Raw genomic sequence first — 13,763 nt, 5'->3', positions numbered from 1 at the left:
AATAAAATCGATCTCGTTGAGATCATAGCTTCCACGCCCGATGATCTCGCTCGCTGACGCAATTTGAGCGAGGTCCGATATGGCGAAGATGCGAGCTATCGATGCTGCCGTGCGAATTCTGGAGAAGGAGGGTATCTCGACCGCCTTCGGAGTTCCCGGGGCCGCGATCAATCCGCTTTACTCGGCGCTGAAGAAGCGGGGCTCGATCCGGCACATCCTGGCACGGCATGTCGAGGGCGCCTCGCACATGGCTGAGGGCTACACCCGCGCCAAGGCCGGCAATATCGGTGTCTGCATCGGAACCTCGGGGCCCGCCGGCACCGACATGATCACCGGGCTCTATTCGGCGATCGCCGATTCCATTCCGATCCTCTGCATCACCGGGCAGGCGCCGCGCGCGCGGCTCTACAAGGAGGATTTCCAGGCTGTCGACATCGAATCGATCGCAAAGCCGGTGACGAAATGGGCGGTGACGGTGCGCGAGCCGGCGCTGGTGCCGCGCGTGTTCAGCCAGGCCTTTCATGTGATGCGCTCCGGCCGGCCGGGGCCGGTGCTGATCGACATACCGCTCGACGTGCAACTCGCCGAAATCGAGTTCGACGACGAGACCTATGAGCCGCTGGCGGTCTACAAGCCCACCGCCACGCGCAAGCAGGTCGAAAAGGCGCTGGAGATGCTCAACGCTGCCGAGCGTCCGCTGATCGTCGCAGGTGGCGGCATCATCAACGCTGATGCTTCCGATCTGCTGGTCGAATTCGCCGAGATCGCAAATATACCCGTCGTGCCGACGTTGATGGGGTGGGGCGCGATTCCCGACGACCACGTGCTGATGGCCGGCATGGTCGGTCTCCAGACCAGCCATCGTTACGGCAATGCGACAATGCTCGAATCCGACTTCGTGCTCGGTATCGGCAACCGCTGGGCCAACCGTCACACCGGCTCGGTCGAGACCTACACCAAGGGCCGCACCTTCGTGCATGTCGACATCGAGCCGACCCAGATCGGGCGCGTGTTCAATCCCGATCTCGGCATCGTCTCGGACGCGAAGGCCGCGCTCGAGCTGTTCGTCACCGTGGCCAGGGAGTGGCGCCGCTCAGGCAAGCTCCGCGAACGCCAGGCGTGGCCCGCTGCCTGCCGCGACCGCAAGAAGACGATGCTGCGCAAGAGCCATTTCGACAACGTCCCGATCAAGCCGCAGCGCGTCTACGAGGAAATGAACAAGGCGTTCGGCCGCGACACCACCTATGTCACGGTGATCGGCCTGTCGCAGATCGCCGGCGCGCAGTTTCTCGGTGTTTACAAGCCGCGCAACTGGATCAATGCCGGGCAGGCCGGGCCGCTCGGCTGGACCTTGCCCGCAGCGCTCGGCGTCCGTGCTGCGTGTCCGGATCGTGAGATTGTCGCGCTCTCCGGCGACTACGACTTCCAGTTCCTGATCGAGGAGCTCGCGGTCGGGGCGCAGTTCAATCTGCCCTACATCCACGTCGTCGTGAACAATTCCTATCTCGGCCTGATCCGGCAGGCCCAGCGTGGCTTCGACATGGACTATCACGTCCAGCTCTCCTTCGAGAACGTCAATGCGCCGGAGCTCAATGGGTATGGCGTCGACCACGTCGCGGTCGCCGAAGGCCTCGGCTGCAAGGCGATCCGCGTCACCGATCCCAAGGACACGCAGGCGGCGTTCGCCACCGCGCGCGAATTGATGGCCCAGCACCGCGTGCCCGTGGTGGTCGAGTTCATCCTCGAACGCGTCACCAACATCGCGATGGGCACGGAGATCGACAACATCGTTGAGTTCGAGGAGGTGCTGGACCTTCCGCTCGACGAGGTCGCAGCCACACGCGTGTTGCAGCCGGCGGAATAGGGGAACGGAATCATGCCGAAGTTTGCCGCCAACCTCACCATGCTCTTCAACGAGATGCCCTTCCTCGACCGCTTCGCAGCGGCGAAGGCCGCGGGTTTTGCCGGGGTCGAATATCTCTTCCCGTATGATTTCGACAAGGCACAGCTGCGCGAGCAGCTCGAGGGCCACGGGCTGACACAGGTGCTGCACAATCTGCCGGCGGGCAATTGGGCGACGGGCGAGCGTGGCATTGCGATTCTGCCCGATCGCACCGCCGAATTCCGCGACGGCGTGTTCCGCGCCATCGACTATGCCAAAGCGCTGGATTGCGAACAGCTCAACTGCCTCGTCGGCATCGCGCCTGCCGATGCCGATCCGCGCGAGCTTCAGGAGACGCTGGTCGGGAATCTGCGCTTTGCGGCTTCGACGCTGGCGCGGGAGAACATCAAGCTGCTGGTCGAGCCGATCAACACGCTCGACATTCCCGGCTTCTTCCTCAACGGCACCGAGCAGGCGGTGCAGCTGATCTCGGACGTGCGGTCGAACAACCTGTTCGTCCAATACGACATCTACCACATGCAGATCATGGAGGGTGACCTCGCCCGTACCATGCAGGAATATCTGCCCCAGATTGCCCATATCCAGCTCGCCGACAATCCCGGCCGCCATGAGCCGGGCACGGGCGAGATCAACTATCCCTTCCTGTTCCGCCATCTCGACGCGATCGGCTATCGCGGCTGGATCGGCTGCGAATACAAGCCGCGCACCACCACGCTGGAAGGCCTGTCCTGGCACGCCGCGCAGACTTTCGAGACCTAGAGGAATTTGGACATGATCGACATCGGGTTCATCGGACTTGGCACCATGGGACGGCCGATGGCTGGCCATCTCCTTGGCGCAGGCCATCGTGTCCTGCTGCACGACGTCGCGCCCGTTGCGCCGGAGCTGATCGCGGCCGGTGGCATTCCCTGCAGGTCCGGCAAGCAGGTCGCGGAGGAGGCGGACGCCGTCATCATCATGGTGCCTGATACCCCGCATGTGGAGGCCGTGCTGTTTGGCAAGGACGGGGTCGCGAGTGGCATTTCCAAGGGCAAGATCGTCGTCGACATGAGCTCGATCTCGCCGCTGGCGACGAAGGAGTTCGCGAAGAAGATCGAGGCGCTGGGTGCTGACTATCTCGACGCGCCGGTGTCGGGCGGAGAGGTCGGTGCCAAGGCGGCCAGCCTCACCATCATGGTCGGCGGCCCGGAGCGAGCCTACAACACCATGAAGCCGGCCTTCGACAAAATGGGCAAGAATGTCACCCGCGTCGGTGCCAATGGTGACGGGCAGACGACGAAGGTCGCCAACCAGATCATTGTCGCGCTGACGATCGAGGCGGTGAGCGAGGCGTTGTTGTTTGCTTCGAAGGCCGGGGCCGATCCGGCGCTGGTACGGCAGGCGCTGATGGGCGGCTTTGCATCGTCGCGGGTTCTCGAAGTCCACGGCGAGCGCATGGTAAAGCGCAATTTCGATCCCGGATTCCGGATCGAGCTGCACCAGAAGGATCTGAACCTCGCGCTCGAAGGCGCGCGCGCGCTCGGCCTGTCGTTGCCGAGCACGGCCGTGGCGCAGCAATTGTTCTCGTCCTGCACCGCGCATGGCGGCAAGGGCTGGGATCACTCGGCGATGGTGCGCGCGCTCGAACTGATGGCGGGGCACGAAATCGCGGCGGCGTGAGTGTTACGCAGTAACACTTCCCAGATTGGCATGGCTTTTCGTCATGCGGGAACCGGAACAATGGTCCGCTCCCGTGGGTTGAAGGCGCACAACAATCACTGGAGACATGAGCACATGAAAACCCGTCTTGCGATTACGTTGGCTGCCGCGTCGTTGCTGGCGTCCAGTGCAGCCTTTGCCCAGTCGACGACCGAAGAAGGCGCCAGGAACGGCGCACGCGCGGGGGGCGACATCGGCGGTCCGGTCGGCGCGATGGTCGGCGGCACCGTCGGTGCGGCTGTCGGCGCCGGTCTCGAAATTCCAAATGCGATTCTCGGCGGGCTCCCGCGAAGTGAGTCGGTCGTCGTGGAGGATCGCGTTGTAGTCGGCGAGCCGCTGCCGCCGACCGTCGTGCTGCGACCGGTGCCGAACTACACTGAGTATCGCTACGCGGTCGTGAACGACCGCCGCGTGATCGTCGAGCCGCGCACCCGCCGCGTCGTCAAGATCATCGACTGATCGGCGCCAATTCTATGAGCTGAGCAGACAGGCCCTGCGGAGTTACTCCGCGGGGCCTTCGCTTGTCACGGCAGAGCTTGTGCGAAACCGCGTGAGCAGCCAATCGGTCGCGGCCGCCAGCGCAAAGCCGATGCAGGCGGTGAGCGCATCGACCAGAAAATCCTGCAGCCGGGCGTGGCGTCCAGGTGCCCAAAACTGCATCAGCTCGAGCACGCCGATCAGGCCGACCGCGGCCGCTGCACTCAGGAGGCGCCGGCGCGGATAGGCGAGGCCGAAGGCCAGTCCCACCAGGATGAACGCAAGCGCATGTTCGCCGTCCTGGCCGAGGTCGGAATGCGGGCGCAGGCCGGGGGGACCGAGGGTGGCGAAAGTCACGGCGACCGCGAGCAGCCAGGCAATGGAACGAACCAAAATGGACATCGGGTTCGCTTAGCACAGATTTGCAGCGGGCCGGTACAGTCCCCCCATCAGATCGCCGTGTAGTTAATGATGAAACGTTAGAGTGGCTCGCGCACGCCGAGCCCGTGCATGAAGCGCTCCCGGATCTGCACGGGATCACGCCTTGTGGCGCCGACGCCGGGTTTGTCGTCGATGCGGACCGCGATCAGGCTCGGCTCGGCGGTGGACATTGCCGCTTCGACCAGGCGTTCGAAATCCTCCTCGTCCGCAGCCCAGGCGCTGTTGGAAAGGCCGGAGCCGATGGCAATGGCAACGATGTCTGCGACGCTTGCCGCAGGCGTCGGCTGCGCGCCGGTAATCTGGTAGATGCCGTTGTCCATCACGACCATGATGAGATTCGTCGGCTTCAGGCTCGCAATCGTCGAGAGCGCGCCGAGTTGCATCAACAGCGAGCCATCGCCTTCGAGTGCGAAGACGCGGCGGTCGGGCTGAGCGAGCGCGACGCCGAGCGCAATCGGGAAGGCGAGCCCCATGCTGCCCAGCATGTAGAAATTCTGCGGACGGTGGCCGGCCGCCCAGAGGTCGAAATTGGTATTGCCGATGCCGCCGATCACGGCTTCCCCGTTTTCCAGCTTCGCGACCAGGCGCGAGGTGACATCGAAGCGGTTCATCACCTTGATGTTGCGCGTGTTAATGGCAGTATTCATTTGGCCGACCTCACTTGTCGAAGGTCTTGCCGCCGGTGAGCAGCGGATTGAGGATCAGCGCGACCGGCGCCTGCGTCGTAACGGCCTGCTTGATCGAGCGGTCGGCGATGAATTCGAGTTCGTCGAGCCGGGTGATGGTGTGGTGCTCGAGCGCCAGCGAATCCAGCACCGGCCGCATGGTGCGGCAGACCAGCGACTGCCCGTAGTTGAACTCACCGAGCGTGCCGCGCTCGGAGACGAACATGATCAGCGGGATCTGATAGGGCACCGCCAGCGAGGCGAGGACGTTGGCGAGCGTGGCAAAGCCGGAGGTCTGCATCAGCACCGCGCCGCGCCGACCGCCCATCCAGGCACCCGAAACGATGCCGACTGCCTCCTCTTCGCGGGCGGTGGCGAAGGTGGTGAAGAAGGGGTCGGCGTGCAGGTTCTTGATCAGCGGGGTCAGCACGCGATCGGGCACGTAAGGCACGAGGCTGATCTCGTTCCGTTTCAGGGTCTGCAGGACGATGCCGTGCCAGCTCCTGTCACCGGACCCGTGTGCCGCCTGGAGCGAACTCTGCTGTTCCGCAATCGCCATTGCGTTCTCCCTCGCGCCGCACATGCTTCTTGGTCTTGAGCGTCGCGGCAATCGGCCGAACTTGACGGAGCGGACGGGATTGTCAACATGTCGCGGTCGGCACCGTGATCTGCGCCAGAGGACCTGCCGTGGCTGGCACCGCCATGTCATATGTGTACGACGAAAAAATGGAAAAATGGAAGGAAGCACGGAAGGGGGCGCGCGCGGCGCTGGCCTTGCTGCTCCCTGGAGAGCCGGAAGGGTCCTGATGTCGGTCAACAGCAAGCGTGTCGTCTACTCCAATTATTTGGCCAATCCGATCTATATCGACATCCTCAAGGCGCGGCCCGACGTCCGGCTCGATCGCATCGAGAACGGGAGCCCCGAAGATTTCTATGCGCCGCTCCTCGGTGCTGCCCATGTCTACCAGGTCGGCGCCGCCCGGGACGAACTCGCCCCGCATTTCCACGTCGATGCCGCCTTCCTGCAGCGCGCACCGAACCTGCTGCTCGTCTCCAGCAACGGCGCCGGCTTCGACCCGGTCGACGTCGAGGCCTGCACCGCAGCCGGCGTCGTGGTCGTGAACCAGTCCGGCGGCAACGCCCATTCGGTTGCCGAGCACGCGCTGGCGATGATGTTGACGCTGTCCAAGCGCATCATCCAATCGGATCGTCGCCTGCGCCGTGAGCACGACGTCAACCGCAACGATCTCGTCGGCAACGAGGTCGAGCACAAGACCGTCGGCATCATCGGCCTCGGCAATGTCGGCCGCCGTATCGCCGCGCTGTGCAAGGGCCTGCTTGGCATGAAAGTGCTGGCTTATGATCCGTATCTCACCGCCGAGGTGATGGCCGAGCGGGGCGGGGAGAAGGTCGAACTCGACGAGTTGTTGCGCCGCGCCGATTTCGTCTCGATCTCCTGCCCGCTCAACAAAGGCAGCCGCAACATGATCAGCGTGCGCGAATTCGGGCTGATGCAGCCGCATGCATACTTCATCACTACGGCGCGGGGCTTCATCCATGACGAGGATGCGCTGCTCCAGGCCCTGCGCGACAAGCGCATCGCCGGTGCCGGCCTCGACGTCTGGTCCAAGGAGCCGCCGCCACCGGAGCATCCGCTGCTCCAGTTCGACAACGTGCTGGCGAGCCCGCACACCGCAGGCGTGACGATCGAAGCGCGCCAGAACATGGGCCGCATTGCAGCCGAGCAGGTGCTGGACACGCTCGACGGCAAGCGCCCGCCGCGCATCATCAATCCCGAGGTCTGGCCGGCTTATACGACGCGTTTCAAGCAGGCGTTCGGGGTGATGCCGGGGTAGGGCTCTGTCCTGGCGCAGCGACGGAAACCGTCGTGGGCCTTGATCCGCGTCAAAATCTCCCTCCCGCATCCCGCCTAAATGGGATTAGAGTGCCGCCGGGGCAGGCAGGAGGTCCCATGTCAACTTTTGTCGTCAGATTCATGAAGGACGTGCTCGGCCAGTACGGCCGGCAGATCGAGGTGTGCCAGGGCACGCTCGAGATCGATGCCTCCGATGAGGACGAGGCCAGAGAGAGGGCCAAGGCGAGGTTTTGCAAGGACCAGGCGTTGCATCACTGGTCGCTGCATGCCGACCGCATCCAGGTCAGACCGGCTGACTTTCCGTCGTGAGGCAGGCGGCCGCGAGCCGCCGGGACGTCCATGGATCGGTGCCTGACGATCTGATCGAGCACCGGTGACCGGAAGTCGACCGGGCACGTCAGCCGAGCAGCTTGTCCAGCGTGATCGGAAAGCGCCGGATGCGCTTGCCGGTGGCATGATAGACGGCGTTCGCAATCGCCGCCGGGACGCCGACGATACCGATCTCGCCCAATCCCTTGACGCCCAGTTTGTTGATGTGGGTGTCCGGCTCGTCGACGAAGATCACGTCGATGTCGTGAACATCGGCATTCACGGGAATGTGGTACTCCGCGATGTTCGCGTTCATGATCCGGCCGAAGCGGTGGTCCATCACCGTCTCCTCGTGCAAGGCCATTCCGATCCCCCAGACCACGCCGCCCATGATCTGGCTGCGGCCCGTCTTGGTATTGAGGATGCGTCCGGCCGCAACTGCGCTCACCACGCGCGTGACGCGGATGACGCCGAGTTCCTCATCCACCTTGACCTCCGCGAAGACGGCAGAATGCGTGTTGCGCGCGTGCGACTTGTCCTCCGGGAACTCGTTGAGCTTCTGTTTTTCGATCCGCTCCAGCTTGCCATAGCGCATCGCGTCGGCGATGGAGATGGCGCGGCCCCGCTCGCCCGCCTTGGCGATGGTGCCCTCGGCGAGAATGATGTCCTGCGCATCGACGCCGGCAAGTGGCGAAGATGGCATTGCCTGGGCGTGACGCGCGAGCTCCTGACGAATGTCTTCGGCCGCGCCTAACACGGCGTGCGCGCTGGACGCCGCCATCCAGGAGCCGCCCTCGACGGGGGCTTGCGGCAGAGTCGAATCGGCGAGCCGGACGCTGATGTTTTCGATCGGAAGGCCGAGCGCGTCGGCAGCCACCTGCGCCACGATGGTGTAGGTCCCGGTGCCGATGTCGGAGGCGGCGCAGGACACTTCGGCATGTCCGTTCGACGTCAGGACGATACGCACGGCAACCGGCATCTGGAGCGCTTCCCACACACCAGTGGCCATGCCCCAGCCAACCAGCTCCTTGCCGTCGCGCATGGAGCGCGGCGCGGGATCACGCCGGCCCCAGCCGAAGGCTTCCGCGCCACGGGCGTAGCATTGGCGCAACTGCTTGCTGGTGTATGGCAGGTTTTCGCTCTGATCGCGGTCCGAGTAGCACTTCAGCCGGAGCTCGATCGGGTCGAGGTTGAGGGCCACGGCGAGCTCGTCCATCGCGCATTCGAGGGCGCAAACGCCCGACGCCGCGCCCGGCGCGCGCATGTCGCTGGGCGTGGACACATCAAGGTGGACCAGCTTGTGTGAGAAACTGCTGTTCGGGCTGCTATAGAGCTGTTCGGCCCAGCCGGTATCGTTGCGTGCAAAATCCTCGTAGCGCGAGGTGACGGCGATGGCTTCGTGGGTAACCGCGTCGAGTGTGCCGTCGGATTTTGCGCCAAGCGCCACGCGCTCGATGGTCATCGGCCGATAGCCGAGGCCATACATCTGCTGCCGCGTCAGCACGACGCGGACGGAGCGCTTCAGTGCGAGTGCGGCCAACGTCGCCAGCACCACCTGGTATTGCGGCCGCAAACCGGAACCGAAGGCGCCGCCGACATAGGGCGAAAGCACGCGGATGTCCTCGGGCTTTTTGTCGAACACGCCGCAGAGAAACTTTTGCACGTTCTGGACGCCTTGCGTCTTGTCATAGACCGTGAGCTTGCCATCGCCTTCCCAGACCGTCGTCGTCGCATAGAGCTCCATCGGGTTGTGGTGCTCGGTCGGGATGAGGTAGTCCGCTTCGTGCCGCAGGGCTGCGGCCGCTAGCGCTCCTGCGGCGTCGCCGCGCGGCTTGTGCGGTTTGTCCATTTCGCTGGCACCGCCGCGCTCGGCTTCGAGGTCGGTCGCGAACTCAGCCTGCTCGTAATCGATCCGCACCAGCGTTGCAGCGAATTTCGCGGTCGCCCACTCCTCGGCAACGACAAGAGCGATCGGCTGCCCGTTGAACTTGATCGTGTCGTCATAGAGCGGCCGGAACGGCGAACCCTCCGGGGCCACCTCGTCCTTCCAGGCATCGTCCTTGTCGGCGAGCGAAGGACGATTGGCGTGCGTGAGCACGTCCAGCACGCCGGCCACCTTCAGCGCCTCGCTGGTGTCGAGCTGCGCGATACGCCCCCGCGGTATGGTGGCCTCCACCACGAAACCATGGACGAGGCGATCGGCGGTGAACTCGCCGGCGTACTTCGCGGCTCCAGTGACCTTGGCCCGTCCGTCGACGCGCGACGTTGGTGTTCCGACATAGCCGTTCATCGGGGCCTCATGCGATCTTCTTGTGAGCTTGTGATTGCGGCGTGGCGTTTGTGGCCTGCATCAACGTACGCACGACGGCTCGGCGCGCGAGCTCGATCTTGAAGCCATTGTGAGAACGAGCGCTTGCCCCCTGCAACAGCAGGTCGGCGGCGTGCCCGAAATGATCCGGCGTTGCCGCCTGGCCGCGCAATGCCGCTTCGGCCTCGAGGCTGCGCCACGGCTTGTGAGCCACGCCGCCGAGCGCCACGCGTGCCCCGCTGATTGCGTTGCCCTCCAATTCGAGCGCGGCGGCAACCGAGACCAGAGCGAAAGCGTAGGACATCCGGTCGCGGATCTTGAGATAGCTGTAGTTCCTGGCAAAGCTGTGCGGCGGCAGTTCGACCGCGATGATGATCTCGCCGCTGCCGAGATTTGTATCGAGATGAGGTTTGTCGTCTGGAAGCCGATGGAAATCGGTCAGCGCGATGGTGCGCTCACCGTTAGGGCCGGCGATGTGCACCAGCGCGCCGAGCGCGGCCAGTGCCACGCTCATGTCGGATGGGTTGGTCGCGATGCAGGAGTTGCTGGTGCCGAGGATCGCGTGGTTGCGGTTGAGGCCGTCGATCGCCGAGCAGCCGCTGCCAAGACTCCGCTTGTTGCAAGGTGTGGCCGTGTCATAGAAGTAGGGGCAGCGCGTTCGTTGCATGAGATTGCCGCCGACCGAAGCCATGTTGCGCAGTTGGGCGGAGGCGCCGGCCAGGATGGCGCTGGCGAGCAGGGGATAGCGCTGCTCGATCAGCGGATGGTAGGCGAGGTCCGAGTTCGGCACCAAGGCGCCGATGCGCAGGCCCCCGTCGGGCGTCTCCACGATCTCTCGAAGCGGCAGGCGGGAGATGTCGATCAGCCGGGAGGGGCGTTCGACGTTCTCCTTCATCAGGTCGATCAGGTTGGTGCCGCCTGCTATCAGCTTCGCGCCTGGGTCGGGGGCCAGCAGCCGAATAGCATCGGCGATATCGCTCGCGCGGGAGTAACGGAAGTTGTTCATGTCCGGCTCATTGCCTGCTCGATCGCAGCCACGATGTTGGGATAGGCGCCGCAGCGTCAGAGATTTCCGCTCATCAGCTCTCTGATCTGGTCGGCATCCCTGGCGCGGCCCTCGGCCAGGAGGCCCGCCGCCGAGCAGATCTGTCCTGGCGTGCAATAGCCGCATTGGAATGCATCGTGATCGATGAAGGCCTGCTGCAGGGGATGCAGCGCGCCATCCTTTGCTAAGCCTTCAATGGTGGTGATCTCGGCGCTATCCTTCATGACGGCGAGCGTCAGGCACGAATTGACGCGCCGACCGTCGATCAGCACGGTGCAAGCACCGCACTGGCCGTGATCGCAGCCCTTCTTCGTACCCGTTAGCGCAAGATGATCGCGCAACGCGTCCAGCAGCGTTGTCCAGGGCAGAAGATCGAGGGTGTGGCTGACACCATTGATGACGAGGCGTGTCGGAATGCGGTCTGGAAGTTCATGCGTGACATCGCCCATGTCCTGCTCCCTGCAAAGGCGACCGAGCCGAGACGTCAGCCGTGCTGACGCGGGGGCACGTCGCCTCCGCTGGCCATGGCGTCCAACGGGGAAGCGACCGCTTGGTTCCGTGCCTAAAATCAGGGCGCTCGCGGCGCAACGGTCACCGCTTCGCCTCGCCGAACACCACGGTCGGCACCGCGCGGTTGACAATTTCGCGCAGGGCGAAGCTTGATTGCACGCGCGCGACGCGCGGCAGGCGGGACAGTTCGGTGCGGTGGATACGCTCGAAATCCTGGATGTCGCGCGCAAGCACGATGAGGATGTAGTCGTCGGTTCCCGACATCAGGAAGCAACGCACGACGGAAGGGCATTTCACCACCTCCGCCTCGAAGGCCTTCAGCGCTTCGTCGCTCTGGCTTTCCAGCGCGATGCGGACCAGCACAGTGGTGGTGAGGCCGAACTGTGAGAGATCGAGCGCGGCCTGATAGGCCTGGATATAGCCGTCGTCCTCCAGTGCCTTCTGCCGCCGCGCCAGCGCCGTGCTCGATAGCCCAACCTTGCTGGCAAGCTCGGTGTGGCTGGCGCGCGCATTGGTCGTGAGTTCCGCGAGGATCGCGAGGTCTTTCCGGTCGAGGGCCAAGGTTTCGTTTCCAGCGTGAAAGGGCACTTCAGCGCCGGAAACCGGCGCGGGCCTGCCGAAACTAGCTGATATTTGCATGAAACCAAACCGGCCCCGTCGCTACGATGAGGGGTGGAATCAATGCGTCGGTCAAGGAGCTCAAGATGCGCGTCGGTGTGCCCAAGGAGATCAAGGTGCAGGAATATCGCGTCGGGCTTACCCCGGGCGCCGTCCGTGAATATGTCACGGCCGGGCACCAGGTAGCGGTCGAGACCGGCGCCGGCAGTGGCATCGGCGCGGCCGATGAGGTGTATCGGCGGGCAGGGGCCACCATTGCCGAGAGCGCCCGCGACATCTTTTCCAGGTCCGACATGATCGTGAAGGTGAAGGAGCCGCAGAAAAGCGAATGGGCCCAGCTCCGAGAAGGCCAGATTCTATTTACCTATCTTCATCTTGCGCCGGATCCGGAGCAGGCCAAGGGTCTGCTCGCCTCCGGCTGCACCGCAATCGCCTATGAAACCGTCACCGACGCGAACGGTCACCTCCCGCTGCTCGCGCCGATGAGCGAAGTCGCCGGCCGCCTTGCCATCGAGGCCGCCGGCGCCGCGCTCAGGCGGTCGGCCGGTGGCCGCGGGCTGCTGCTCGGCGGCGTGCCGGGCGTGCAGCCGGCGCGGGTCGTCGTACTTGGCGGCGGCGTAGTGGGCACGCAGGCGGCACGCATGGCCGCAGGGCTCGGCGCGGAAGTGACGGTGATCGATCGCTCGCTTCCTCGCCTGCGCCAGCTCGACGATCTCTTTGCCGGACGGGTGCGCACCCGCTTCTCGACGATCGAGGCGGTCGAAGAGGAAGTGTTCGGTGCCGACGTCGTGATCGGCGCGGTGCTGGTGCCGGGCGCGAGCGCGCCCAAGCTGGTCACGCGCGCGATGCTGACATCGATGCGGCCCGGCGCCGTGCTGGTGGACGTCGCGATCGACCAGGGTGGCTGCTTTGAGACCTCGCATCCGACCACGCACACTGAACCGACCTACGAGGTCGACGGCGTTGTGCACTATTGCGTCGCCAATATGCCGGGCGCGGTGCCGGTGACGTCGAGCCAGGCCCTGAACAATGCGACGCTGCCGTTCGGCCTGATGCTGGCCAATAGGGGGTTTGCAGCGGTGGTGGAGAACCAGCATTTGCGCAGCGGCCTGAACGTGCATCGCGGCCGCATCACCAACAAGGCAGTGGCGGAGAGCCTGGGATTGGAGTTCGCGCCGGTGGAGAGCGGGCTGGCTGCGTAGAGCATGATCCGGAAAAGTGCGCAGCGGTTATCCGACAAGATCATGCTCAAGATATATAGAGCTACGCCGGCTTGCGATGGCGACTGCCGAGTGCGGCCTCGATCGTCTCGGGCTTCTCGATGCGTTCGATCAGCATGTCGATGCGGTCCCCGCCCCAGAACAGCTCGCCGTTGAACACCATGGTGGGCACGCCGAAGACGCCGAGCGCTTCGGCTTCGTCGATGATGCGGTCGTGCTCGGCGCGCCCAGGGCCCTGCACAAAAGCTTCGAAGTCGCTGCCTGATCCGCCACACGATGTGATGACGTCAGTGATGGCGGCGAGATCATCGATCTCGAGCTCATGGCTCCAGAATTTGCGGAAGACCATGTCGTGGTAGGGGCGGAAGAGGCCGTGCCGTTGTGCGAAAAGCATTCCAACGCTCGAATAGAAGGCATCGTAGATCCGCCGCGGCCCCTTCATGACGAGCCCCTGCGCATTGGCATAGCGCCGCGCGTCCATATAGGCGTAACGCACCTTGCGCCAGAAATGCGGCGTGCGCTCCTCGACCGTGCCCATGAATTCGGCGACGCGCAGCGTGTAGGGCAGCCATTCGAGGCGTACGCCGTGCGTCTGCTCGAGTTCGAACAGGCGCTTGTTGGCCACGAACGCGTAAGGACTCTTATAATCGGTGTAGATGCGCACGATCGGCTTGGGCATCGGGTATTCCCTTC

General features: G+C 64.3%; 15 protein-coding genes. 7 read left to right on the top strand and 8 right to left on the bottom strand.

What is annotated here, in order from left to right; all coding sequences use genetic code 11:
- Window positions 1–79: 79 nt before the first annotated feature.
- The 4 genes from gcl to IVB28_RS20260 all read left to right on the top strand — a co-directional run bounded on the left by gcl (window position 80) and on the right by IVB28_RS20260 (window position 4,060).
- On the top strand, window positions 80–1,864 hold the full coding sequence (gcl, locus tag IVB28_RS20275) for a glyoxylate carboligase (protein WP_247528421.1): 1,785 nt from the start codon (window positions 80–82) through the stop codon (window positions 1,862–1,864).
- A 12-nt stretch (window positions 1,865–1,876) separates the two neighbouring features.
- Complete coding sequence (gene hyi, locus IVB28_RS20270; protein ID WP_247528420.1) at window positions 1,877–2,662, top strand: hydroxypyruvate isomerase; 786 nt, start codon at window positions 1,877–1,879, stop codon at window positions 2,660–2,662.
- Window positions 2,663–2,674: 12 nt separating this feature from the next.
- Entirely contained in the window at window positions 2,675–3,562 is an 888-nt protein-coding gene (locus IVB28_RS20265; protein ID WP_247528419.1) for a 2-hydroxy-3-oxopropionate reductase, read from the top strand.
- Between the two features lie 114 nt (window positions 3,563–3,676).
- Window positions 3,677–4,060 (top strand): DUF1236 domain-containing protein, encoded by a 384-nt coding sequence (locus IVB28_RS20260; RefSeq protein ID WP_247528418.1) that lies wholly within the window; start codon window positions 3,677–3,679, stop codon window positions 4,058–4,060.
- 42 nt (window positions 4,061–4,102) lie between these two features.
- On the opposite strand, the gene IVB28_RS20255 is transcribed toward IVB28_RS20260, so the two are convergent.
- From IVB28_RS20255 to IVB28_RS20245, 3 genes are all read right to left on the bottom strand, one after another.
- Window positions 4,103–4,480 carry a VanZ family protein gene (locus tag IVB28_RS20255; RefSeq protein ID WP_247528417.1) on the bottom strand — a complete coding sequence of 126 codons (378 nt, stop codon included), beginning with the start codon at window positions 4,478–4,480 and terminating at the stop codon, window positions 4,103–4,105.
- A gap of 77 nt (window positions 4,481–4,557) precedes the next feature.
- Window positions 4,558–5,166 carry a thiamine pyrophosphate-dependent enzyme gene (locus tag IVB28_RS20250; RefSeq protein WP_247528415.1) on the bottom strand — a complete coding sequence of 203 codons (609 nt, stop codon included), beginning with the start codon at window positions 5,164–5,166 and terminating at the stop codon, window positions 4,558–4,560.
- Between the two features lie 10 nt (window positions 5,167–5,176).
- Window positions 5,177–5,743: a thiamine pyrophosphate-binding protein gene (locus IVB28_RS20245; protein ID WP_247528414.1), complete on the bottom strand. Its 567-nt coding sequence runs from the start codon at window positions 5,741–5,743 to the stop codon at window positions 5,177–5,179.
- Between the two features lie 247 nt (window positions 5,744–5,990).
- Here IVB28_RS20245 and IVB28_RS20240 point away from each other — a divergent pair, with 247 nt between their 5' ends.
- The gene (locus IVB28_RS20240) at window positions 5,991–7,040 is read left to right on the top strand and encodes a hydroxyacid dehydrogenase (RefSeq protein ID WP_247528413.1); all 1,050 of its coding nucleotides are present in this window, start codon (window positions 5,991–5,993) and stop codon (window positions 7,038–7,040) included.
- Between the two features lie 116 nt (window positions 7,041–7,156).
- The gene (locus IVB28_RS20235; RefSeq protein ID WP_247528412.1) at window positions 7,157–7,369 is read left to right on the top strand and encodes a hypothetical protein; all 213 of its coding nucleotides are present in this window, start codon (window positions 7,157–7,159) and stop codon (window positions 7,367–7,369) included.
- Between the two features lie 88 nt (window positions 7,370–7,457).
- Here IVB28_RS20235 and IVB28_RS20230 read toward each other — a convergent pair whose 3' ends face one another.
- From IVB28_RS20230 to IVB28_RS20215, 4 genes are all read right to left on the bottom strand, one after another.
- Complete coding sequence (locus tag IVB28_RS20230; protein WP_247528411.1) at window positions 7,458–9,659, bottom strand: xanthine dehydrogenase family protein molybdopterin-binding subunit; 2,202 nt, start codon at window positions 9,657–9,659, stop codon at window positions 7,458–7,460.
- 7 nt (window positions 9,660–9,666) lie between these two features.
- Entirely contained in the window at window positions 9,667–10,683 is a 1,017-nt protein-coding gene (locus tag IVB28_RS20225; RefSeq protein ID WP_247528410.1) for a xanthine dehydrogenase family protein subunit M, read from the bottom strand.
- A 56-nt stretch (window positions 10,684–10,739) separates the two neighbouring features.
- Window positions 10,740–11,171, bottom strand: coding sequence for a (2Fe-2S)-binding protein (locus tag IVB28_RS20220; RefSeq protein ID WP_247528409.1), 432 nt, complete (start codon window positions 11,169–11,171; stop codon window positions 10,740–10,742).
- Between the two features lie 142 nt (window positions 11,172–11,313).
- Complete coding sequence (locus IVB28_RS20215) at window positions 11,314–11,793, bottom strand: Lrp/AsnC family transcriptional regulator (protein ID WP_247528408.1); 480 nt, start codon at window positions 11,791–11,793, stop codon at window positions 11,314–11,316.
- 143 nt (window positions 11,794–11,936) lie between these two features.
- Between IVB28_RS20215 and ald the strand changes: the two genes are divergently transcribed.
- Window positions 11,937–13,052: an alanine dehydrogenase gene (gene ald / locus IVB28_RS20210; protein WP_247528407.1), complete on the top strand. Its 1,116-nt coding sequence runs from the start codon at window positions 11,937–11,939 to the stop codon at window positions 13,050–13,052.
- Window positions 13,053–13,113: 61 nt separating this feature from the next.
- On the opposite strand, the gene IVB28_RS20205 is transcribed toward ald, so the two are convergent.
- Window positions 13,114–13,749 carry a DsbA family protein gene (locus IVB28_RS20205; RefSeq protein ID WP_247528406.1) on the bottom strand — a complete coding sequence of 212 codons (636 nt, stop codon included), beginning with the start codon at window positions 13,747–13,749 and terminating at the stop codon, window positions 13,114–13,116.
- Window positions 13,750–13,763 lie beyond the last annotated feature (14 nt).

The organism is Bradyrhizobium sp. 199 (assembly GCF_023073355.1).
Taxonomy (GTDB): domain Bacteria; phylum Pseudomonadota; class Alphaproteobacteria; order Rhizobiales; family Xanthobacteraceae; genus Bradyrhizobium.
This window is presented reverse-complemented; position numbering and strand designations above follow the sequence as displayed.